The 22551-nt window shown below is 74.0% G+C and carries 21 protein-coding genes; 14 read left to right on the top strand and 7 right to left on the bottom strand.

Annotated elements, in window-relative coordinates; translation table 11 throughout:
* Window positions 1-22: 22 nt before the first annotated feature.
* The 5 genes from ACWCOM_RS04005 to ACWCOM_RS03985 form a co-directional block, all read right to left on the bottom strand.
* Complete coding sequence (locus tag ACWCOM_RS04005; RefSeq protein WP_454547447.1) at window positions 23-1117, bottom strand: AAA family ATPase; 1095 nt, start codon at window positions 1115-1117, stop codon at window positions 23-25.
* 282 nt (window positions 1118-1399) lie between these two features.
* Window positions 1400-2065, bottom strand: a complete 666-nt coding sequence (locus ACWCOM_RS04000) for a class F sortase (RefSeq protein ID WP_454547446.1) — start codon at window positions 2063-2065, stop codon at window positions 1400-1402.
* Between the two features lie 53 nt (window positions 2066-2118).
* Window positions 2119-2754, bottom strand: coding sequence for an excalibur calcium-binding domain-containing protein (locus ACWCOM_RS03995; RefSeq protein ID WP_454547445.1), 636 nt, complete (start codon window positions 2752-2754; stop codon window positions 2119-2121).
* A gap of 226 nt (window positions 2755-2980) precedes the next feature.
* Window positions 2981-3619 carry an HD domain-containing protein gene (locus ACWCOM_RS03990; RefSeq protein ID WP_454547444.1) on the bottom strand — a complete coding sequence of 213 codons (639 nt, stop codon included), beginning with the start codon at window positions 3617-3619 and terminating at the stop codon, window positions 2981-2983.
* Window positions 3620-3687: 68 nt separating this feature from the next.
* Window positions 3688-4332, bottom strand: coding sequence for a maleylpyruvate isomerase family mycothiol-dependent enzyme (locus ACWCOM_RS03985; RefSeq protein WP_454547443.1), 645 nt, complete (start codon window positions 4330-4332; stop codon window positions 3688-3690).
* A 115-nt stretch (window positions 4333-4447) separates the two neighbouring features.
* Here ACWCOM_RS03985 and ACWCOM_RS03980 point away from each other — a divergent pair, with 115 nt between their 5' ends.
* Both ACWCOM_RS03980 and ACWCOM_RS03975 read left to right on the top strand, forming a co-directional pair.
* A complete protein-coding gene (locus tag ACWCOM_RS03980; protein ID WP_454547442.1) occupies window positions 4448-5587 on the top strand; it encodes a metallophosphoesterase family protein in 1140 nt (379 codons plus the stop codon).
* Complete coding sequence (locus tag ACWCOM_RS03975) at window positions 5584-8214, top strand: AAA family ATPase (protein ID WP_454547441.1); 2631 nt, start codon at window positions 5584-5586, stop codon at window positions 8212-8214. Before ACWCOM_RS03980 ends, ACWCOM_RS03975 begins: the two co-directional genes overlap by 4 nt.
* Window positions 8215-8225: 11 nt before the next feature.
* Here the strand turns inward: ACWCOM_RS03975 and ACWCOM_RS03970 are convergent, their stop codons facing one another.
* Entirely contained in the window at window positions 8226-8795 is a 570-nt protein-coding gene (locus ACWCOM_RS03970) for a dihydrofolate reductase family protein (protein WP_454547440.1), read from the bottom strand.
* Window positions 8796-9086: 291 nt separating this feature from the next.
* On the opposite strand from ACWCOM_RS03970, the gene ACWCOM_RS03965 reads away from it, so the two are divergent.
* Window positions 9087-9992 (top strand): CPBP family intramembrane glutamic endopeptidase, encoded by a 906-nt coding sequence (locus ACWCOM_RS03965; RefSeq protein WP_454547439.1) that lies wholly within the window; start codon window positions 9087-9089, stop codon window positions 9990-9992.
* 15 nt (window positions 9993-10007) lie between these two features.
* Here ACWCOM_RS03965 and ACWCOM_RS03960 read toward each other — a convergent pair whose 3' ends face one another.
* Window positions 10008-10772, bottom strand: coding sequence for a FadR/GntR family transcriptional regulator (locus ACWCOM_RS03960; protein WP_454547438.1), 765 nt, complete (start codon window positions 10770-10772; stop codon window positions 10008-10010).
* A gap of 98 nt (window positions 10773-10870) precedes the next feature.
* Here ACWCOM_RS03960 and ACWCOM_RS03955 point away from each other — a divergent pair, with 98 nt between their 5' ends.
* From ACWCOM_RS03955 to ACWCOM_RS03905, 11 genes are all read left to right on the top strand, one after another.
* Window positions 10871-11749: a carbon-nitrogen hydrolase family protein gene (locus tag ACWCOM_RS03955; protein WP_454547437.1), complete on the top strand. Its 879-nt coding sequence runs from the start codon at window positions 10871-10873 to the stop codon at window positions 11747-11749.
* 10 nt (window positions 11750-11759) lie between these two features.
* On the top strand, window positions 11760-13112 hold the full coding sequence (locus ACWCOM_RS03950) for an APC family permease (protein ID WP_454547436.1): 1353 nt from the start codon (window positions 11760-11762) through the stop codon (window positions 13110-13112).
* Window positions 13113-13140: 28 nt separating this feature from the next.
* Window positions 13141-13932, top strand: a complete 792-nt coding sequence (locus ACWCOM_RS03945; protein ID WP_454547435.1) for a carbon-nitrogen hydrolase family protein — start codon at window positions 13141-13143, stop codon at window positions 13930-13932.
* Between the two features lie 76 nt (window positions 13933-14008).
* The gene (locus tag ACWCOM_RS03940) at window positions 14009-14599 is read left to right on the top strand and encodes a hypothetical protein (protein ID WP_454547434.1); all 591 of its coding nucleotides are present in this window, start codon (window positions 14009-14011) and stop codon (window positions 14597-14599) included.
* Window positions 14600-14832: 233 nt separating this feature from the next.
* A complete protein-coding gene (locus ACWCOM_RS03935) occupies window positions 14833-15408 on the top strand; it encodes a GIY-YIG nuclease family protein (RefSeq protein WP_454547433.1) in 576 nt (191 codons plus the stop codon).
* 117 nt (window positions 15409-15525) lie between these two features.
* Entirely contained in the window at window positions 15526-16593 is a 1068-nt protein-coding gene (locus ACWCOM_RS03930; RefSeq protein WP_454547432.1) for a LacI family DNA-binding transcriptional regulator, read from the top strand.
* A 287-nt stretch (window positions 16594-16880) separates the two neighbouring features.
* Window positions 16881-18128 (top strand): M20 family metallo-hydrolase, encoded by a 1248-nt coding sequence (locus ACWCOM_RS03925; protein WP_454547431.1) that lies wholly within the window; start codon window positions 16881-16883, stop codon window positions 18126-18128.
* Window positions 18129-18207: 79 nt separating this feature from the next.
* Window positions 18208-18933, top strand: coding sequence for a DUF5058 family protein (locus ACWCOM_RS03920; RefSeq protein WP_454547430.1), 726 nt, complete (start codon window positions 18208-18210; stop codon window positions 18931-18933).
* A gap of 26 nt (window positions 18934-18959) precedes the next feature.
* A complete protein-coding gene (locus tag ACWCOM_RS03915) occupies window positions 18960-19691 on the top strand; it encodes a hypothetical protein (protein ID WP_454547429.1) in 732 nt (243 codons plus the stop codon).
* A 44-nt stretch (window positions 19692-19735) separates the two neighbouring features.
* The gene (locus ACWCOM_RS03910) at window positions 19736-20965 is read left to right on the top strand and encodes an amidohydrolase (protein ID WP_454547428.1); all 1230 of its coding nucleotides are present in this window, start codon (window positions 19736-19738) and stop codon (window positions 20963-20965) included.
* The gene (locus ACWCOM_RS03905; RefSeq protein ID WP_454547427.1) at window positions 20962-22416 is read left to right on the top strand and encodes an amidase; all 1455 of its coding nucleotides are present in this window, start codon (window positions 20962-20964) and stop codon (window positions 22414-22416) included. Before ACWCOM_RS03910 ends, ACWCOM_RS03905 begins: the two co-directional genes overlap by 4 nt.
* Window positions 22417-22551 lie beyond the last annotated feature (135 nt).

Raw genomic sequence — 22551 nt, 5'->3', positions numbered from 1 at the left:
CACCGGGCCGGGCGTTCGAGATCTACTCGCGGCCCCGGCGCAGGTGCTCCCGGAGGCCGGGGATGGCGAAGCGGACCAGCCCGTAGCCGGCCGGTTCGATCAGCCCGGCGTCGATCAGCCGGGTCCGGTAGTTGCCCACGGTGTTCGGCCGGGCCCCGATCCGCGCGCCGATGTCCCCGGCGGTGGACGGCCCGTCGTCCTCGGCCATGGCACGCAGGACGTCCAGGTCCCGCGGGGAGGCCGTGGCGAGCGCCGCCTCGATGACCACGCGCTCGTTCCGGCGGCGGGCGGCGGCGACCGCCTGGTCCACCATCGCGTCGGTGAGCACGGGCGAGACCTTCTCGGCCTCCTGCCACAGGAAGTACCCCACCAGCTGGATCAGGAAGGGGTAGCCGCCGGTGGCCTCGGCGGCACGGCGCGCCTGGTCCTCCGCGAGCGGGAACCCGCCGGCCGCGAAGGTGTCCGCGTAGGAGCGCCGGACCTCGTCCAGGGCGGCGGCGTGCAGGTCGATCCGGTCCGCACGGCGCAGGAACGTGGCCACGCCCTCGTTGAGCAGGTCCGAGACCGCCGCGGGCAGGCCGGCGAAGAGCAGGGCCACGGGCAGGTCCGCGCGGATGAAGTGCTGCACGTCCGCGGCCAGCTGGGCGATCTCCTGCCGGTCGGCGGCGTGGATCTCGTCCACGGTGATGACCAGGCCGGTCCGCTGCTCCTCCAGCAGGTGCAGCAGGCGCAGGCCCTCCTCCCGCCACTCGAGCTGCTCCCGGGGCGGCAGCTGGGTGGTGAAGCCGAAGCCCGCCGCGGTGACGGCGGTGAGCCGCCGGCCCTGGGGCCCGCCGCCGAGCTCCTCGGCCAGCCGGCGCATGGCGTGGCCGATGCGGTCCAGGAAGCCCTTCGTGGCCGTCTCGGAGACCACGGCCCAGCCCTGGGCGCGGGCCAGGTCCTCGGCCGCGCCCAGCATCACGGTCTTGCCCACGCCCCGGGCGCCCGTGAAGATGGTGAGCAGCCCGGGCGCCCCGGAGCGCAGGCGCAGCCCGTAGGCGAACTCGTCCAGCACCCCGGCCCGGCCGACGAGCTCGTGCGGGGAGGCCCCGGCGGTGGGCCGGAACGGGTTGTCCACAGCGCCCCCTGTGTATCTCGGTGAATCGTGTGAATCTTGTGAATTGGGTGGGCTCAGCGTACCGCCCCGGGACCCGGGGTGGGGCGCCGTCCTCGTCGCCGCCGTCCCGGGCCTCCGTGCGGTCCGCCCGCGGAGCCGCCGGCGTCACCGGGGGTGGTGGGACTCCTCGAGTTCGAAGACCGGCATGGGACGACCCTCCATCCTGGCCTTGAGCTGCAGCTGGACCGGGAGACGGCGGCCGCGCGGGCCGAGTCGAGCGTTGCACGCGGCGAAGGGAGCGGTTCAGCCGACGAGGGTGGCGAAGACGACGAAGTTGTCGTCGAACTCGCCGGTGAAGGCGTTGTAGCCGTCGCAGGTGATCAGCCGCAGCTCGGGCCGCTCGGTGTTCCCGTAGACCGCCTGGGTGTCGAAGCTGTCCTTGGAGTACTGCTCGGCCCGGTCCACGGTGAACACCGCCGTCGAGCCGTCCTCTCGCGCCACCTCGACGGTGTCCCCCGGCGCCAGGTCGCGAAGTCCGGCGAAGACGCCGGGGCCGCCGTCGGTCGCATTGACGTGGCCGAGGAGGACAGCAGGCCCCTGCTCTCCGGGGGTGGGCGACTGGTCGTACCAGGACGCGGGCGAGCCCGGCTCGCCGGGCGGTACCTCCAGCGTGCGATCCTCGCGCAGGCCCAGGTGCAGCAGCTGGGATGCGGTGCCGAGGGCGGGGATGCGCACGGAGACCGGCGCCGACTCCTGCAGGGGCGTGGGGTCGTCTGCTGGCACGGTCGCCGGGCCGGTGGGGCCCACGGACGGTCTCGTCGTCGTGGAGGGGGCGGACTGCGACGACGGGCCTGCCGCGTCCGCTGCCGAATCGCCCGGGGACTCCTGGGCGCAGCCGGTGAGCAGCAGGGCGGCGACCGCCGCAGCGGCCGGGAAGCCGCCGCGACGGTCGCGGAAGAGGGTCAGCACGGACACGAACCTATCCCGTCACGCTTGTCCCCGGATTGTCGGCCTGCCGCGCCTCACGCGCGGACGGCGCGGCGGCGGGCCGCGACGGTCACTCCGGCCGCTGCCGCCAGGGTCAGACCGCCCGCGAGCGCGAGACCGGGCGCGGCGGACTCGTTCTCGACGCCGGTGTCGGCGCCACCGACCGGCACCTGACCGACCTGGTCGTAGCCCTGGCCGCCGTCGTTCCAGTCTTCCGGCACCCAGTCGATGATCTCCTGGTACTGCACGCCGTCGTCGGTGCCGTCGGCGTCACAGCCGAAGCCGTCGCGGTCGGCGTCGAGGTGCAGGCCGTACGCGGGGTCACCGACGGGGATGTTGACCCGGCCGGCGGCCCGGGCCTCGGTGCAGTTGTCGAAGACGGCCGGGTTCTGCACGACGCCGTCCTGCACGACATTGGTGGGATCCGGTGCGACCGGGGTGTCGGGCGTCGGGAAGAGGTAGACCGACGTGCCACCACCCTCGCAAGCGACGCCGTCCCGGTTGCGGTCGAGATCGGGACTGTAGGCCGCGGACGACGCCGGGATGTTGTAGTAGCCGGCGTTGTTGGCGGCCGTGCAGTTCTGGAACATCTGAGCCGAGGCCGGCGCCATCGACAATCCGGTGAACCCGGCGGCGGCCATGGCGGCCAGTACTGCTGCAGTCTTCTTCATCGCGATTCCTCCACAGGTGGATGCATGTGATTCAGTGCACATTCATCATAAGAAGGGTGATGGTGTGTCAATGCAACCGGGCTGAAAAGGCCCGAAGAAGGGCCGTGGCCAGCCACAACATCGTCCTCGGCACAGCACTCAACCTCGGCGCTCCTGCCCGGCGGAGGAAATGAGTCCCCTGATTGGGGGACGCCGTTCTAGTGCGCCCGACGCCGTCCGGCCGGACTCACTCGGGCCAGGCGTTGCCCTGGATGACGCGCACGAAGTCCTCCCGGTGGAAGTCGGGGTCGAAATGGGCGAGCACGTCGTCGTTCATGGTGCCGAAGGTGGTCCCGGGACGGTCGGCCATGCCGTCGTAGAACGCGCGGAGGATCCGGTTCTTGAAGTCGGGGCGGGGGTGCGCGGCGACGACCTCGGCGCGGTGCTCCTCGGCGATCTGCTCCAGGTCCAGGCCCAGCACGTCGGTCTCGACGCCGAGGGTGACCACGGCGACCTCGGGCTCCAGGTGCAGCGGAACCTCCGGCGTGGTGTGCAGGGCGATCGCCAGCCACACGGTGCGGGCCTCCGCCGCGGAGCGGCCGTGGTCGCGCAGGAACACCTCGGCCGCGGCGGCGCCGTCGATCTCGAAGCGCCGGTCCCGGGTGCGGTAGTCGTCGGTGAGGCCGAGGTCGTGGAACATCGCCCCGACGTAGGCGAGCTCCGGGTCCACCTCGATCCCGCGGGCGGCGGACTTGAGCATGCCGAAGAGGAAGACCCGGCGGGAGTGGTGGAACAGGTTCTCGTCGGCGGCCCGGCGGACCAGCTCGGTGGTCTCGCGGGCGAGGGGCGAATCGGGAACGGTGATGCCGGCGATGGTCTCGGACACGGTGTCTCCTCTGCTCGGGTGGGTGCTGGCGTGCGGGGCCGGTCCGGAGCCGGTCCTCCCCCACTCTCTCAGGCGGGAGTGCAGCGGGACCGCAGGAGCGGGACGCCCTCCCCCGTCAGGTCGTCGCAGTACGCGGCGCGGCCGGCCATCGCCAGGGTGAGCGCCAGCGTGGTCCCGCGGACTCCCGGGCCGGAGCCGGTCTCGAACGGGCCGTCGGTCGCCACCAGGTGCAGCCCTTCGGCCGCGCTGCGGCTGGCCACGGCGAAGTCCCGGCTCGCGAAGAACCGCGCCACCTCGGTCACCGTGCCGACCGGTGGGGTGCGGGGCAGGCCGAGCGGGCGGCGGATGTCCTGGGCGTGCACGACGACCTCGCCCAGCCACGCCGCGGTGTCCCCGGTGGGTGCCGTCCTGCTGCCGATCACGGCCTCGAACCGGCGCAGCGTCTCGGCGGGGGTGGCGCCCCGGTGCTCGGCCAGCCGGCGCTGGTTGTGCCGGTCGGCGTCGAACCGGGCGCCCAGCATGCTCCGGATCCACCGGAGCCGGCCGAGGCTCGCGGCCGCGGTGAGGTGGGCGACGACCTCCTCCACCGACCAGCGCCCGCACAGGGACTGCTGCGCCCACCGGTCCTCGTCGAGGCCGGCCAGGTCCTCGGCCAGGGCCGCCCGCTCGGCGTGGACGGCCGGCCACAGATCGCTCGCACTGGTGCGCACCATGGCCCCACTCAAGCACATGCCGGGGTGCCGCGCGTGCGGTGTCCGCCGGTCCCGCTAGCGTGGCAGAGGACCCGCACCCCGGGGCAGCACACCGGCCACCCACCGAGGAGCTTCGATGACGAGCACCCGCTTCCTCCACACGAGCGACTGGCAGCTGGGCATGACCCGGCACTACCTCGAGGGCGAGGCCCAGTCCCGGTACACGGGCGACCGCGTGGAGACGATCCGCCGGATCGGGGAGCTGGCCGGGGAGCGGGGCTGCGCGTTCGTGGTGGTGGCCGGCGACGTCTTCGAGCACGCCAACCTGAGCCGCCGGGACGTCGGCCGCGCCCTGGACGCCATGGGTGCCGTGCAGCTGCCGGTGTACCTGCTGCCCGGCAACCACGACCCCCTGGGACCGGGCTCGATCTACGCCCAGGATGCCTTCCAGCAGCTCACACCGGACAACGTCGTGCTCCTGGACGGCACCGGTCCGTGGCCCGCCGCCGAGGGCGTGGAGCTGGTGGCCGCCCCCTGGCGCAGCAAGCGGCCCGACACGGACCCGGTCGCCCCGGCCCTGGAGGGCCTGGCGGCGGACGGCACGCTGCGCGTCGTGGTGGGCCACGGCATGCTCGACGAGCTGGACCCGGACCGGACCTCCCTCACCACCGTGCGCCGGGCGCCCCTGGACGAGGCGCTGGCCCGCGGGGCGATCCACTACGTGGCCCTGGGCGACCGGCACATCCGCTGGCCCGAGGACGGCCGCGGCGCTATCCACTACTCCGGCACCCACGAGTCCACGAGCTTCCGCGAGCACGGCCGCGGCCAGGTCCTGGAGGTCGCCCTGGACAACGACGGCGCGCGGGTCACCGCGCACGAGGTGGGCCGGTGGGAGCACCTGCGCCTGCAGCGCCGGCTCGACGGGCCGGAGGACGTCGACGCCCTGCGGGCCGAGCTGGCCGCGCTCACGCCCAAGGAGCGGATCATCCTGCAGACCGTGTTCACCGGCACCCTGAGCCTGTCCGCCTCCGCGGCGCTGGAGGGCCTGCTCGCGCAGCAGGCGGAGGTCTTCGCGAGCCTCAACGCGTGGGAGCGGCACACCGACCTGGTGGTCGTCCCGGACGAGCACGAGTTCGAGGACCTCGACGTCGGCGGCTACGCCGCGGACGCCGTCGCCGAACTGCGCGGGAAGGCCGCCTCCGACGCCGAGGACGCCCCCGCCGCCGGTGACGCGCTGCGCCTCCTGTACCGCCTCGTGGGAGGAGCGACCCGATGAAGCTGCACCGCCTCAAGCTGGAGAACTTCCGCGGCGTGACCGCCCGCGAGGTCGAGTTCCCCGACGCCGGGGTCGTGGTGGTCACCGGCCGCAACGAGATCGGCAAGACCTCCATGATCGACGCCCTGGACGCGCTGATCGCCCTGCCGGACAGCAGCCGGAAGCGCACGATCCTCGAGGCGAAGCCCGCCGGCCGGGACGTGCCCGTGCTCGTGGAGGCGGAGTTCTCGATCGGGCCGACCCGGGTGGTCTACACCAAGCAGTGGCTCAAGCGGCCGACCACGACCCTGCGCCACGTCTCGGGGGCCGCGGCCGGGCGCACGGTCACCGGCCGCGAGGCGCACGACGCCGCCGAGCAGCTGTGGGCCACCGCCGACACCACCCTGTGGCAGGCGCTGCGCTACCTCCAGGCCAGCGGCCTGGACCAGAACGCCCTGACCGACAGTGCCGCGCTGCGCCGGGCCCTGGAGTCCCGCGCCGGCGAGGCCCCGGGCGACGACCGCGAGGTCACCACCCTGCTGGAGCGGGTGGGCGCGGAGTGCGACCGGTACTGGACCGCCACGCGGAAGCGGAACGCCGGGTTCGTCCAGGCCGAGACCGACTGCCGGGACGCCGAGACCGCCGCCGCGGACGCCGCGGAGGAGCTGCGCGGCATCGCGGTGGTCGAGGACGAGCTGGCGGAGCTCACCGAGGAGATCGCCGACTCCGGACGCAAGCTCGCCGCCGCCCGGGCCGAGCGGGCGGAGCTGGACCGGGCCGCCGAGCAGGTCGAGGCCGTCCAGCGGCAGCAGCAGGAGGCCCGGCGCCGCCGGGACGCCGCCCAGGGCGAGCTCGACCGCGCCCTCGAGCGCGCGACCCGCCGCACGGAGCTCGCGGCCGCCCTCGCCGCCGACGAGGAGCGCAACGCCGCGCTCGCCGAAGACCTGCGCGCCTGCGAGGAGAACCTCGCGCCGGTGCGCGAGCACGCCGCGGAGACCGAGCAGCGCCGCACCGCGGCACAGGCCGCGGTGCAGGAGGCCCGGACCGCCCACCGGGCCGCGCGCGAGATTCAGAAGCACCTCGAGGACGTCGAGCGCCACCGCCGCGCCGGCTCCATCCTGGACTCGCTCGAGGCCGTCCGCGCCCGGCTGGCCGAGCTGCAGTCCCGGCCCGCCACCGAGATCGACGAGGACGTCCTGGACGCGCTGGACCGGGCCCAGCGCGCCGCGGAGCGGGCCGAGGCGGAGCTGGCCGCCGGCAGCGCCCGGGTGGAGCTGACCGCGATCGGGCACGCGCGGCGCATCGAGCGCTGCGGCGCCACGGAGGAGGTCCGCCCCGAGGAGCCGTGGTCGGCCCCGGTCACCGGCGAGGTCGAGGTCGGGATCCCCGGCGAGTGGCGGGTGCGGATCTCCCCGGAGCAGGGCATCGAGACCCGCCGGGACGCCGCGCAGCAGGCCGCCGAGGCGTTCACCGCGCTGCTGGCGCGGCACGGGGTCGCATCGGTCGCCGCGGCGCGGGCCGCGTGGCGCGACGCCCAGGAGCTGGAGCGGCAGGTGCGCGAGGCCGAGGCCGACCGCGACCGGCTCCTCGACGGCGAGGACGAGAGCCGACTGCGCGACGACCGGGACCGCCTAGCGGCCGCGATCGAGCAGCACGGCGACCGGCGCGGCGGCGAGCTGCCGGCGTCGGCCGACGCGGCGCAGGCAGCGGTGGAGGCCGCCGAGGACACCCTCACCGAGGCCGAGGACGCCGCCCGCCGCACGGAGGCCGCCGCCCAGGCGGCCCGGGCGACCCTGGAGACGGCCCAGACGCGGCTGCACTCCCTGCAGGGCGCGGCGCTGGAGCAGGAGCGGGCCCGCACCGCCGCCCGGGCCCGGCTCGAGGAGGCCCGCCGCGAGGTGCCGGACGAGGACCTCGACCGCGCCGTCACCGCGGCCGGCGAGGCGCTGGCCGCCGTCCAGGAGGAGATCGACGCGCACGAGGCGTCCCTGACCGGCCTGGACGCCGAGCGGGTGCTCGCCGACCGGCAGCTCGTGGCCGACCAGGTCGCCGGGCTCGAGCGGCTGCTCGCCGACCGGCAGGGCCGCCGCAGCTCCCTGCTGGGCAGGCTCGACGGCATGGGCCGGGACCGGGTGCAGCTGGTCCACGACCAGGCGGAGACCCGGCTCGAGGCGGCCCGGCGCCACCTGGCCGGCCTCGAGCGGCGGGCCGAGGCCGCCCTCCTGCTGGAGCGGACCCTGCTGGCCCACCGCGAGCGCGCCCACGCCCAGTACGTCCAGCCGTTCCGCGCCGCGGTGGAGCAGCTGGGCCGCGCCGTCTACGGCCCGGAGTTCGAGGTGGAGGTCAGCGGCACCCTGGAGGTGGAGCAGCGCAGGCTCGACGGCGAGTGGCTGCCCTTCGCCGCGCTGTCCACCGGGGCCAAGGAGCAGCTGGTGATCCTCATCCGGCTCGCCACCGCCCTGCTGGTGGACCCGGAGGACGGGGTGCCGGTGCTGCTCGACGACGCCCTGGGCCACTCCGACCCGCAGCGGCTGCGCCGGCTGGCCTCGGCCATCGCCACCGCCGGGGAGCGGACCCAGGTGATCGTGCTGACCTCCAACCCCGAGCGCTTCGCGACCCTGCGGGAGGCGCGGCGGATCGAGATGTGACCCCGGGGCCGTCAGGAGGCCGGTCCGCCGCCCGCGGGCGCCATCGGGCCCACCACGTCGTAGGTCGCGCAGACGAACGCGCGGTTGCGGGCCACGTCCGTCAGCTCCAGGTCGAACCGGCGGGGGAACAGGGGCCGGCCGGCCCCGAGGGTGACCGGCGCGACGGAGACCACCAGCTGGTCCAGCAGCCCGGCCTCGGCGAACTGGGCCGCCAGGTCCCCGCCGCCGACGACCCAGATGTCCTTCTCACCGGCGGCCTCCGCGAGGGCGGCGTGGATCGGTGCCACCTCCCCCTGGGCGAAGCGGAGGTCCGCCCCGGGGATGCCCGGCAGCTGCGCGTGGGTCACCACCCAGCTGGGCATGGCGTAGGGCCAGTCCTCGCCGGAGGCGTGCAGGTGCGCGCGGACCCACTCGTAGGTGGTGCGTCCCATCACGACCGCCCCGATCCCGGCGATGAACTCGTCGTAGCGGTAGGGCCCCTCGGGGTCGGAGTCCTGCCGGAACAGCCACTCCAGGGAGTCGTGCTCGTCGGCGAGGAAGCCGTCCAGGGTGGTGGCGGTGTAGAAGACGGTGCGGGCCATCGGGGACCTCCTGTGCGTCGTGGCGCCCGCTCGATCGGCTGCCCGGCGTCGGGGGTGACCCCGGTCCGCCGCAGCATCGGCCGGACGGGCTGCGGACGAGCCGCGGGCGGCTGTGCACCCTCCATCATCGTCGGCCGGCGGTGACACACAAGACCTCCTCGGCCGTCTCCCCTTGCTCCCGCATTCTCCGGCGCGCACTGTGAGAGGAACGCACCTAGGCGCGCGCCGATGACGACCGTCATCACCGCCCGCCCCCGGTGCGGACGGCATGCACCGGCCGGGAGGAGCACCATGGCCATGTCCGCCCCGAGCCCCCGGGACACCGGCCGCCGATCCCGGAGCGGTTCCCCGGTCCGGCGCCGACCGGTGACGGTCTTCCTCCTCCTGGCCCTGGGCCTGGGCTGGGCGGCGCTGACGGTCCCGGTGCTCACCGGAGCTCCGGTGGAGCCGTTCCTGCTGGTGATGACCTTCGTCGCGCTGCTGGGCTCGGCCCTGCTGGTGACCCGCCTGGCGGACGGCCCGGGCGCGGTCCGGCGGTTGCTGGGCCGGGCCTTCGCCTGGCGCTTCGGCGCGGCACGCTGGGCCGTGGTCCTGCTGGGCATGCCGGTGCTCACCCTGGCGCTGGCCGCGGTCACCGGCACCCTCCGCAGTCCGCCGAGCGGCTGGGCGGCGGAGGCCGGGTGGTACCTGTTCAGCACCCTCGTCTACGGGGCCCTGGTGCTCAACCTGTGGGAGGAGACCGCGTGGGGCGGGTTCCTGCAGTCCCGGCTCACCGCCCGCCACGGGCTGCTGGTCGCCGCGCTGCTCACCGGCCTGCCCTTCGCGGGGATCCACCTGCCGCTGTACCTGGCCGGGGGCTGGAGCGGGGAGACCGCCCGGGACCTGGGGCTGCTCCTCCTGCTCGTGCCCGTCTACCGGTACCTGCTGGGCATGCACCTGCTGGACACGGGCGGCAGCGTCCTGGCCATCGGCGTCCAGCACGCCTCGTGGAACGCCGCCGCGAGCCTCGGAGCGGTCGAGGGCGAGTGGCAGGTGATGGTGGCGGCGGTCCTGCTCACCGTCCTGGTGGCGCTGGAGCGGCACGTCAGGGGCCGGGACACCCGGCCCCTCGGCCGGAACGCCGAGCGACGGGCCGCCGCCGGGTGGACCGGTCCGCGCGGACCCGCTCCGAGGACTCCGGACGACGGCCGACGATGACCGGGCCGCCCGGCGTCAGGCGGGCCCGGTCGCGTCGTCGGGCCGCCGTGCCTCCAGCAGGCCGACGAACATGGTGCGGTGCAGGCGGTCCACGTGCTGGTGGGTGACGTCCACGGCTGTCCGGCAGTCCCGGGCGGCCAGGGCCCGGACCAGTCCGATGTGGTCGTGGTTGGACAGGTGCAGCTGGTCGATCGGGTACGGGATGAAGTAGCCGTAGAGCTGCTCGAGCACCCTGAGGTACTCCTCCGCGGCGCCGCCGACGGCGGCGGCCTCGGCGACCGCGCGGTGGAACGCGTCGTCGGCCTGATGGTAGACGGACCAGCTCTGCGCCTCCGCCATCCGGCGGGTGAGCTCCTCGAGGTGCCGGAGGTGCTCGTCCGTGGCGCGGAGCGCAGCGAAGTGCGCCAGGGAGCACTCCATGAGGAGGCGGCGGTCGATCAGGCCGTGCACCTCCACGGTCTCCGCCCCGGGCACGACGAGCCGGCGCAGCGCCTCGGCGCACGGCTGGTCGGCGACGAAGGTCCCGCCGCTGCGACCGCGCCGCCGGACCAGCACGCCGTCGTCGGCGAGGCTCATGAGCGCCCGCCGGGCGGTCATCGGACTGACGGAGAGCCCGCGCGCGACCTCCTCCTGGTCCGGCAGCCGTTCGCCGGGCCGGAGCATGCCCAGGGAGATCGCCATGCCGATCCGCAGGCGCACGGCGTCGATGGCGTTGCGCCGCCCGACACCGCCGAGCACCCCGGTGCCGAGGGCGTCCGCCGGTGCGTCGTCGTGGGTCACGCCGTCCACTGTACGGCCGGGCATCGCACCCCTTCCCCAAATAGATCAGTTAGATCTAATATAGCTGGCACACGCCGGATCAGCAGATCGGATTCCCCATGCACCGCACGCTTCCCCTGGTCGCCGCCCAGGCCGTCCCGCGCCTCATCGGTGAACCGGTGTCCGCCTTCGCCGACGAGGTCGGCGCCATCCTCCGGACGCGCCCGGACACCCGGCTGGTCGTCTTCCCGGAGCTGCACCTGTTCGCCGACGGGGACCCCGACCTGCAGCGCACCGAGGCCCTGCAGGACAGCGCCCAGCCGCTGGACGGGCCCCGCACCCGGGAGCTCCGGCAGCTGGCCGGGGACCTCGGCATCTGGCTGGTACCCGGCAGCGTCTGCGAGCGCGGCCCGGAGGGCCAGCTGTTCAACACCCAGCTGGTGCTCTCCCCCGAGGGCGAGCTCGCCGGCCACTACCGCAAGGTCTTCCCGTGGCGCCCGCACGAGCCCTACGACCCCGGCGACCGGTTCACCACCGTCGACGTCCACGGCGTGGGGCGGCTGGGGCTGAACATCTGCTACGACGCGTGGTTCCCCGAGGTCACCCGCCAGCTGGCCTGGATGGGCGCCGAGGTGGTGCTCAACGTCGTGAAGACCACCACCCCGGACCGCCGCCAGGAGGTGGTGCTGGCGCAGGCCAACGCCATCACCAACCAGGTGTTCATGGTCAGCGTGAACTGCGCCGGCCCCGTGGGTGCCGGGCAGAGCCTGATCGTCGACCCGGAGGGACGGGTCCTGGCGTCCTCCGCCGACGACCGGCCGGAGCTGCTCGCGGCGGACCTGGACCTGACGCACGTCGAGCGCGTGCGCGCCGACGGCACGGAGGGGATCAACCGCATGTGGTCCCAGTTCCGCGCCGGCGAGACCCCCATCGAACTTCCCGTCTACGGGGGCCGGATGGACCCGGCGACCTGGACCCCGCGACCCTTCACATCCTGAGGACACCAGCATGGACACGACGACCCTGACCCGCACGCTGCGGCTGCCCTCGCTGGTCCTCTTCGGACTGGCCTACCTCACCCCGATCATCGTCCTGGGCATCTTCGGCGTCATCGCCGAGACCTCCGGCGGGGCCGCGCCGGCGGCCTACCTCGTGGCCCTGGCGGCGATGCTGCTGACCGCGCACAGCTACGGGCGGATGGCCGCGGCCCACCCCGTGGCCGGCTCCGCCTACACCTACGTCCGCCGCTCCATCGACTCCCGCGCCGGGTTCCTGGTCGGCTGGGCTGTGCTGCTCGACTACCTCTTCCTGCCCATGGTGATCTGGCTGATCGGCGCCTCCTACCTGGACGCCCAGTTCCCCGGCGTGCCCTTCGCCGCGTGGATCCTCGGGTTCGTCGTCATCACCACGGTGCTCAACGTGCTCGGGATCAAGGTCGCGGACAAGGCCAACTACGTGCTGATGGCCTTCCAGCTGCTCGTCCTGGCGTTCTTCGTCGTCCTGTCGGTCGGCTCCGTGGCCTCCGCGGCCGGGCCGGGCGGACTGGTGAGCGCCGAGCCGTTCCTCAGCAGCAGCTCCGACCTCGGGATGGTCACGGCCGGCGCCGCCATCGCCGCGTACTCCTTCCTGGGCTTCGACGCCGTCACCACGCTCACCGAGGAGGCGGTCGAGCCGCGCAGGAACATGCCGCGGGCGATCATGCTCATCGCCCTGATCGGCGGCGGCATCTTCGTGGTCGTCTCCTACGTGACGCAGCTGGTGCACCCCGGCGGCGCGTTCGAGGACACCGCCTCCGCCGCCTCCCAGATTGCCCTGCAGATCGGCGGTCAGCTGTTCGGGGCGGTCTTCCTCGCCGGCCTCGTCGTCGCGCAGTTCGCCTCCGGCCTGGCCGCGCAGGCCAGCGCCTCCCGGCTGCTGTACGCCATGGGCCGGGACGCCGTGCTGCCGAAGGCCGTGTTCGGCCGGCTGGACCCGCGCTTCCGCACCCCGGTCCTGAACCTGGTCATCACCGGCGCCGTGGGCCTGATCGCGATCTTCCTGGACGTGGCCACGTCCACCTCGTTCATCAACTTCGGGGCGTTCACCGCCTTCACCCTGGTGAACCTCGCCGTGATCTTCCACTTCGTCCGCGAACGCCGCGCCGGGCGCCGGCTCAACGTCCTGAGCTACGTGGTGGTGCCCGCCGGGGGCGCCCTCGTGTGCGCCTTCCTGCTGTCCCAGCTCGACGCGAACGCCCTGACGCTGGGCTCCGTCTGGCTGGTGTGTGGGATCATCGCCCTGGCCGTGGTCACCCGCGGCTTCCGCGCCGCGCCGCCGGAGATGGCCGCCACGGAGCAGCAGGTGACCCACGAGGTCGCCTGATCCCCCTGCTGCGGAAGGACATGACGCGATGCGGATCGCCGTGGGACAGCTCCGGTCCGGCCCGGACGTGGGTGCGAACCTGGCCGCCATCGCGGGCCTGGTCGAGGACGCCGCCGCCCGCGGCGCCCGGATGGTGGTGCTGCCGGAGTACGCCACCTACCTGAAGAAGGCCGTCGACGAGACCTTTCCCCAGGTGGCCGAGCCGCTCGAGGGCCCCGTGGGCGCCGAGCTGGCCCGCCTCGCCGCCCGCCACCGCGTGACCGTGGTGGCGGGCGTGGTCGAGGCCTCCGCCGTGCCCGGTCGCGCGCACAACACCCTGGTGGTCCACGGCCCCGACGGGCGGCTGCTGGCGCGCTACCGCAAGATCCACCTCTTCGACGCCCAGGGCTACGCGGAGTCCCGGTTCATCGAGGCGGCACCCGCCCCGGAGCCGGTGGTCTTCGACGTCGACGGGCTGCGCTTCGGCCTGCTGACCTGCTACGACCTGCGCTTCCCGGAGCTGGCCCGGGCGCTGGCCGACGCCGGGGCGCAGGTGCTGCTGAGCTGCGCGGCGTGGGTGCCCGGGGAGCACAAGCTGCGGCAGTGGCAGGCCCTGTCCACGGCGCGGGCGATCGAGAACGGGGCCTACATCGTCGGGTCGTGCCAGGCGGAGCCGATCTCGATCGGCCACTCCCTCGTGGTCGACCCGATGGGCGCGGCCGTGGCCGAGCTGGGCACCGGCCCCTCCCTCGCCGTGGCCGAGGTCCGGCCGGAGCTGATCAGCGCGGCACGGCAGCGCTTCCCCACGGCCGGGCAACGCCGGCTTCCCGCCTCCGGATGACGCGCTCGCGGGCCCGGAGCGTCCCTCGCGTGAGGTGGCTCACCTAGACTCGTGGTCACGCAGACGAAGGACGGACATGAGCATCGAGGACCAACGGCGTGCCCGGGCAGCGGCCACGGGATCGGACGGCCCGACGGCGGACGGCCGGGCCCGCTCCGGAGCCGAGGCCCGGGAGGCCGATGTTCGGCAGGCCGATGCCCGGGAGGCCGATGCTCGGGCCGCCGAGCTGGACCAGGCGCTGGCCGAGGTGCGCAAGGTCGGGGTCGAGGCCAGCCAGCTCCTGCGCACCGAGGGCCTGAAGCCGGCCCGGCTCGTGCACTTCCCCCGGGGCGCCCGGTCCTACCCCCTGCTCGGCCGTGGGCTCTCCGGGGTCCGCTGCGGCCACGGCTGGCACGTCGTCCGCGGCCTGGTCGTGGGCACGGACGGGCGGCTGTGGGCGCGTACGCCGGGCCCCGACGCCACTCCGCAGAAGGACCTCGGCGCGTGGCGGCTGGAGGTGGAGCCGCCCGGCGGTCCGCGTGAGCTGCCGGCTCCCGTGGCGTTCGACGGCACCTCCCTGCACACCCTGCGCCCGGTCTCCGAGCACGAGTACCTGAAGGTCGACCTCATCGACCGCCTCACGGACGGCTACGCGCGGTTGCTGATCCTCCACCACCGGCAGAGGTGAGGGGAGGTGTGCCGTGGTTCGGGCGTCATCCGTCCCGGCCGATCGGCACACGTCAGGGCGCTGCGCCGTGTCGCATCGACGTGCGTGACCGACGGCGTGTCGTCCTCCGTCGGCCCTACAGTCGAAGCTGTGATTGCATTTGTGAACAAGGCGCTCGGAGGAGTTCCCTACAAGCTTGTCCCGGGGCCTGGTCCTCACGTGCCGTCGGCGCACGGCGCAGCAGGTGGTGCCGGGTGAGCACGCAACCCGCCGACTTCAGTCTGGCCAACCTCCCGCTCGGCGCCCCACTGGAAGCTGAGCCGGGGCGGGAGCGCGGCGTCTACTCCTGGTGGCTGGACACCGCCCGCCACCCCACCCCGGAGGCGGCGGGTCTCCTGCAGCTGCCCGAGGTGCCGCGACTGGTGCACGCCTCCGGCCGGGCCGAGCTGCTGTACATCGGCCGAGCCCGCCGCAATCTGCACCAGCGCATCGCGGGCCAGCACCTGCGGCGCACCCGGTCCTCGGCGCTGCGGCGCACGCTGTTGGCCGCACTGCTTCCGGGCGACCCGTCCTGGCGGGAGGGCGCGGCCGTGGACGGGCGGGGCCGGGTGGTGCTCGCTGAGGTGCAGGAGCAGCGGCTCACGGCGTGGATGCAGGAGCACCTGCTCCTCGGCTGGGCGGCCTGCCAGACGAAGGACGAGGTGGACGCGCTGGAGCAGCGGTGGATCGCCGAGCACCAGCCGGTGCTGAACACGGACGGCACCGAGCACGGTGCTCAACTGACCGCGTTGAAGGAGACTTTCCGCGAGGGTCTGCCCCGGCGGCCCTGACCTCGGCGCACGCGGGAGACCGCAGGCCACCGGCCGCGCGGCCCGGAGCTGCTCCGGCAGCCACACGGACCGCACGGCGGCCTGCCGCCCCGGCGGCTCACCACCTACACTCGGAGCGTGCCGAGAACCTCCAGCACGCAGCGCTCCAGAGGGCCGAAGCACCCGACGCTGGCCGACGTCGCCCGCGCCGCCGAGGTCGACCCGTCGACGGTCTCCCGCACGCTCCGCCGGGGCGAGGACGGCGCCCGGACCGAGCGCGCCCGGCGGATCTGGGCGGTCGCGCGCGCCCTCGACTACCGCCCCAACCTCGCCGCGGCGGCGCTGCGGACCAACCTCACCCGCCTCGTCGCCGTCTTCATCCCCCGGCTGCGGGACGAGGTGCTCGCGCTGATGTGCGAGGGCATCGAGGAGACCCTGGGTGCCGCCGGCTACCAGTGCGTCGTGCTGGCCACCGGCGACGACCCCGAGGTGCAGCTGGCCAAGCTGCAGATCGCCCTCCAGCGCCGCGTGGACGGCGTGCTGGTCGGCGACGCCGTCATCGGTTCCCCGTTCCTGGCGCGCGTGCGCGCCGCCGGGGTTCCCTGCATCCTCTTCAACCGGCCCCGGCGCGGCTACCGCTCGATCACCATCGACGACCGGGCGGGCGGGCGGATGGCCGCCGAGCACCTCCTGGCGCGGGTCGAGGGGCCGCTGGCCGTCTACGGCGCCATGGACCACGCCCAGAACCTGATCCACCGGGTCGACGGCTTCCTCGGCGCCTGCCGGGCCGCCGGCCGGGCAGTCGACCCGGAGCTGATCTTCCACGGCGGCCTCTTCGCGGAGGACGGGCTCGGGGTGGCCGAGCGACTGCTCGCGCTCCCCCGCCCTCCCCAGGGCATCTTCGCCGTCAACGACGCCGCGGCCGTCGGCGTCCTGGGCGAGTACGTGCGCCACGGCGCCCGCCCCGGGGAGGACGTCTTCGTGGTCGGATTCAACGACGTCTTTCTCGCCCGGGTGATGTCCGTTCCCCTGACGACGGTCGCCAGTCCCATGCAGGAGCTCGGTGCCGCCGCAGCCACTGCCCTGCTCGAGCTCATGGCCGGCGGCCGGCCCACCTCTCAGGTCATGCCCGTCGAACTGCTCGTGCGCGCCTCGACCGGCGGACCCGAGCCGTCGGCCGGGTCGGGCGTGTCTCCCAGCACCTGAGTTTCGCCGCCGTCGAGCGCACTTCCCTCGACGTCGAAAATGCAATCGATTGCGAAAACCGTTGACCCGGCCCGCCCCACCCCATAGCGTTCGTGGCACGGCTCACCTCCGCGGCGGCCGCCGGACGGGACGTCCCGCCGGGCACCACCGCGGCGGACCACGACCGGTGCGACACCGGTCGGAGCCGCCGCCCACCGGCACGCCGCCGGGAGCGGGCACCGCCGGAGAGCCTCCGGTGCGGCGCCGCCCCACTGGCGTGCCGAGACCCCCGATGAGGGAGGACCCGGATGTCGTTCGACGTGGTGGAGGCGACCCAGCGGGTCGAGGAGCAGATCGATCGGCTCTCCCGGCTGCGCTCCGAGGACCGTCCGGGCTGGACCCGGCAGGTCTTCGGCGAGCCCTATCGGGAGTCCCGCGAGTGGGTCGCCGCGACGATGCGGGAGGCGGGCCTGGAGGTCCACCGGGATGCCGCCGGGAACCTCGTCGGCCGGCTGGCCGGCACGAACTCCTCCGCCCCGGCGCTGATGACGGGCTCCCACACCGACACCGTCGACGGCGGAGGCCGGTTCGACGGGGTGGTCGGCGTGCTCGGCGCGATCGAGGCCGCCCGCAGCATCCGCGCGTCCGGCACCCCGCTGAGCCGGGACCTGCTCGTCGTCGACTTCCTCGGCGAGGAGTCCAACGAGTACGGGCTCAGCTGCCTGGGCAGCCGGACCATGGCGGGAGAGCTGACCGCCACCGACCTGGACCGGCGCAACGCCGCCGGGCGGTCGCTGGGCAGCGCCTACGAGGCCTTCGGCCTCGACCCCTCCACCCTGCTGGACCCCGCCCGCACGGCCCCGGGGCCGCTGCACGGGTACGTGGAGCTCCACATCGAGCAGGGACCGGCCCTCGAGCAGGAGGGCGAGCAGATCGGCGTGGTCACCTCGATCTGTGGGATCGAGCGCTTCGTCGCCCGCTTCGCCGGCCGCGAGGATCACGCCGGCACCCGCCCGGTCGCGGACCGGCACGACGCCATGGTCGCCGCCGCCCAGGCCGTCCTGGCCGTGCGCAGCGAGGGGTGCGGCGCCCCCGGCGTCGCCACCACCACGCACGTGCGCAACCGCTCCTCCTCCCCCAACGTGGTGCCCAGCGCGGTGGACGTCTCCGGGGAGCTGCGCAGCATCGACCGGTCGTGGCTGACCGGGGCCAAGCGGCGCCTGGGCGAGCAGATCCTCGCCGCCTCCCGGGAATACGGCGTGGACGTGGACTTCGACTGGACCTCGGACAACGAGATCGTCGACGTCCACCCGCGCGCCTACGACCTCGTGGCGGCGACGACCGCGCAGCTGGGCTACTCCTGGCGGCCCGTGCCCAGCGGCGCGACCCACGACGCCGTGCACCTGGCCTCGCTCGCGCCGATGGCGATGATCTTCGTGCCCTCCCGCGACGGCCGCAGCCACTGCCCCGAGGAGTGGACCGACGCCGCGGACATCGGCCGCGGCGTCCACGTCCTGGCGGAGACCCTCCGCACCCTAGACACCGCCCGGCTGTGACGGCGCACCCCGCGCCGGAGGAACCACCCGTCCCGACCCTCGAGCCCCCGTTCCGTCATCCCGTTCTGGAGGGACCCGCATGAGACCGCTGTCCGAGTACGTCAACCTCCCCTTCCTGTGGGTCTGCGCCCTCGGCGTCTTCGCCGTGATCATCCTGCAGACCGTCATCTACGTGCGCGCCGCCCGGACCGCCGGGGCGGACCTCGGGTTCACCCGGGAGGACCTGCGCCGCTCCTTCAAGTCCGGCGGCATCGCCGCGATCGGGCCCTCCCTCGCGGTGGTCGTCGTGGCCATCGCCCTGCTGCCGCTGTTCGGCGCGCCCGCCGTGCTGGTGCGCATCGGCCTCGTCGGCTCGGCCGCGACCGAGACCTCCTCGGCCAACCTGGCGGCCGGGACGATGGACGCCGCGCTCGGCGGGGCGGGCTGGACCCCGGAGGTCTACGCCGTCGCGTTCATGGCCATGAGCCTCTCGGGCGGGCTGTGGATGCTGGCCACCCTGATCCTCACGCCCATGCTCAAGCGCGGGGACACCAAGCTGCGGTCCGTGAACCCCGCTCTGATGGCCATCGTGCCCTCGGCAGCTCTGCTCGCGGCCTTCGCCTCCCTGGGCGTCGCCGAGCTGCCCAAGGGCAGCGTGCACATCATCACCGTGGCCACCTCGGCGCTGGTGATGGCCGTGTGCCTGGTGCTGACCAAGCGCCTGAACGCCCCGTGGCTGCGCGAGTGGGGTCTGGGCATCTCCATCATCGTCGGGCTGGTCGTGGCCTACTTCGCCCACGGCGCCGGCCTCGGCCCCGCCGCCTGACCCCCTCTGCGACCCCAGGAGCTCCCATGGCCACCACCACCAGCTCAGCAACCGCCGCCTACGCGGCCTACGACCGCACCACGTCCCGATGGGGCCGGATCACCATGACCATGGGCCTGCTGCTCTCCCTGGCCGGCCCCGCCTACCTGCTGTTCTTCAGCGACCTGGACATCCCGCTCTCCACCGTGGTCACCGCCTACCTGGCCGTGGCCGCGGTCTTCGCCGTGCTCGCGATCGTCGAGCCCCTGACCTACTTCCCCGTCCTCGGACCGGCCGCGATGTACCAGGCCTTCATGATCGGCAACATCGCCAACAAGCTGCTGCCCTCGGCGATCGTGGCGCAGGCCGCCATCGACGCCAAGCCCGGCACCCGGCGTTCCGAGCTGGCCGCCGTGATGGCCATCTGCGGCGCCGCCGTGGTGCACATCTTCTCGCTGCTGATCTTCGTCGGCATCCTCGGCACCTGGCTCGTCAGCATCGTTCCCGCCTCGATCACCGAGGTCGCCCAGCTCTACATCTTCCCCGCCATCATCGGCGCCGTGATCGTCCAGCTGGCCGCCTACGTCAAGCAGCCGCGGATCACGATCATCGCCCTCGCCGTCGGCGCGGTGGTCCAGCTGCTGCTCGTGCCCGTCCTCGGCCCGACGTTCCGCAACTTCGCGACCGCCGTGGTCGTGCTGCTGACCATGGTGCTGGCCTGGGTGCTGCGCAACCGGAGCACCCGGCACGCCGGCCCCGGGGACGAAGCCCTGCTGTGATCCCACAGCCCGCCCACCCTTGACCCTCCCCACGAAAGGACGTCATGACCACCACCGTTCCCGAGGTCCCCACCACGCTCCGCGACGACCTGCACGAGCTCTACCGCCACCTGCACCGGAGCCCGGAGCTGTCCATGCAGGAGCACGCCACCGCCGAGCTGATCCGGTCCCGCATGGAGGCGCTGGGCTGCGAGACGTTCCTGTGCGGGGGCACCGGCGTCGTCGCCGTCCTGCGCAACGGCGAGGGGCCCGTCGTCGGCTTCCGCGCCGACACGGACGCCCTGCCCCTGGCCGAGGACACCGGCCTCGACTACGCCTCCACGGCCCGCGGCACCCTGCCCGACGGCACCGAGGTGCCGGTGATGCACGCGTGCGGCCACGACACCCACATCACCAGCGCGATCGGCGCCGCGACCCTGCTCGCCGGCGACCGCGACGCGTGGGCGGGCACGGTCGTGTTCCTCTTCCAGCCCGGCGAGGAGACCGCCGAGGGCGCCCGGGCCATGCTCGACGACGGGCTGTGGGACCGGGCCCCGCGCCCGGAGGTCGTCTACGGCCAGCACGTGTGGCCGGGCCGCGCCGGGCAGGTCGAGATCAGCACCGGCCCCGCCATGGCGATGGCCGACAGCTGGCGGGTCACGGTGCACGGGCGCGGCGGGCACGGCTCCCGCCCCGAGGACACGATCGACCCGGTGGTGCTGGCCGCCCACATGGTGGTGCGGATGCAGAGCATCGTCTCCCGCGAGGTCCCCGCCCAGCAGTCCGCCGTCATCACCGTCGCCACCTTCCACGCGGGGCTGAAGGAGAACATCATCCCGCCGACGGCGGTGTTCACCGTCAACGTCCGCAACCTCGACCGCGAGGTCCGGGAGAAGGTGCTCGCCGCGCTGCGCCGGGTGATCCGCGCGGAGGCCGACGCCTCGGGCGCACCGGCCCCGGACATCGAGGAGCTCTACACCTTCCCCCTGCTCGTCAACGACCCCGCGGAGACGGCCGCGCTCAAGCAGGCCCTCGGGTCCGTCCTGGGCGAGGGAAACGTGCTGGATCGCCCCGCCCAGATGGGCAGCGAGGACTTCGGGCACCTGCCCGACGCCATCGGGGTGCCCGGCGTCTACTGGTTCTTCGGGGGCACACCCGACGACGTGCTCGACGGCGGGAAGCCGGTGCCGACCAACCACTCGCCCTTCTTCGCCCCGGTGCTGGAGCCGACCCTGACCACGGGCGTGACCGCCGCGGTCACGGCGATCCTCTCCCGCGTGGGCGTCGCCCGATGAGCGCCCGCGCGGACACCTCCCTGCTCGAGCTCTCCGCCCGTGAGCTCTCGGCCGCGATCCGGCAGCGGAGCGTGTCCGCGCGGGAGGTCCTCGACGCCCACTTCGCCCGGATCGACGCGGTGAACCCGGCGATCAACGCCGTGGTCACCCAGGTGCGGGAGGCGGCTGAGCAGGCCGCCGCCCGGGCGGATGAGCTGACCACCAGCACGCCCGCCGACGAGCTGCCGCCCCTGCACGGGGTGCCGATGACCCACAAGGACACCCATGCGGTCCGCGGGATCCGCACCACCCTGGGCTCGCCGGTGTTCGCCGAGCAGGTGCCCGACCACGACGATCTGATCGTGGCCCGGTTCCGGGCCGCCGGGGTGATCAGCACCGGGAAGAACAACGTCCCGGAGTTCGCCGCCGGCTCCCACACCTTCAACGAGGTCTTCGGCACCACGCACAACCCCTACGACCGCACCCGCAGCGCCGGTGGCTCCAGCGGCGGGGCCGCCGCGGCGATCGCCGCCCGCATCCAGCCGCTGGGCGATGGCTCGGACATGGGCGGGTCCCTGCGCAACCCGGCGGCGTTCTGCAACGTGGTCGGGTTCCGGCCCTCCGCCGGGGTGCTGCCGCTGGCCCCGTCTGCCGACGCCTGGGCGTGGCTCGCGCGCAGCGGGCCGATTGCCCGCAGCGTGGACGACGTCGTCCTGGCGATGTCCGTGCTGGCCGGGCCCGACCCCCGGGTTCCGCTGGCCTGCCCGGTGGAGCGCGCCGCGTTCCGCACCCTGGCCGCCGAGGACCTGCCCGACCCCGATGCCCGGCCCCTGGCCGGGGTACGGATCGGGTTGAGCACGGACTTCGGGGTGGGCGTGCCGGTCGAGGCGGAGATCGTGGAGGTGCTCCTGGCCCAGGCGCGGGTGTTCGAGCAGCTCGGGGCCGTGGTCGATGAGGCAGTCCCGGATCTGCGCGACGCCGATGAGGTGTTCGATGTGACCCGGGCCTTCGACATGGCCGGAAACCTGCGGACCGTGGTCGCCGAGCACCGGGAGCAGGTCAAGCCCGAAGTGGTGTGGAACGTAGAGAAGGGCCTGGCCTTCACCGGCCCGCAGCTCATGGACGCCGCCCTCGCGCGCACCCGCCTGCACGCGGCGACCCGTTCGTTCTTCGGTGACTACGACCTGCTGCTGTGCCCCACCTCCCAGGTCCTGCCGTTCCCGTCCGAGCAGCGGTGGCCGCGCACCGTGGCGGGGGTGGAGATGCAGACCTACGTGGAGTGGATGCGCTCGGCCACGCTGATCTCGGCCACGGGCTGCCCTGCGGTCTCGGTACCGGGCGGGTTCAGCCCGGGCGGCCTGCCGGTGGGGCTGCAGGTGGTCGCCGCCCACGGCCGGGACGTCGAGCTGCTGCGCGCCGCCGGCGCCTACGACGTGGCGACCCGTTATGCGGACCGGGCGCCTGTGCTCTGACGCAGATCGGCACTGCACCGGACGCTGCGGGCGGTCCCTGAGACCGGTGACGCCAGTTGGACCGAGGGCGCCTCACTGAACAGCCGTGGCCGGGTGATCCCGCATGCGGACTCCGAGGACCGGTTCACTACGTGG

This window comes from Kocuria sp. KH4, assembly GCF_053711175.1.
The sequence above is the reverse complement of the archived record's forward strand: the minus strand, read 5'-3'. Positions and strand labels throughout refer to the sequence as shown.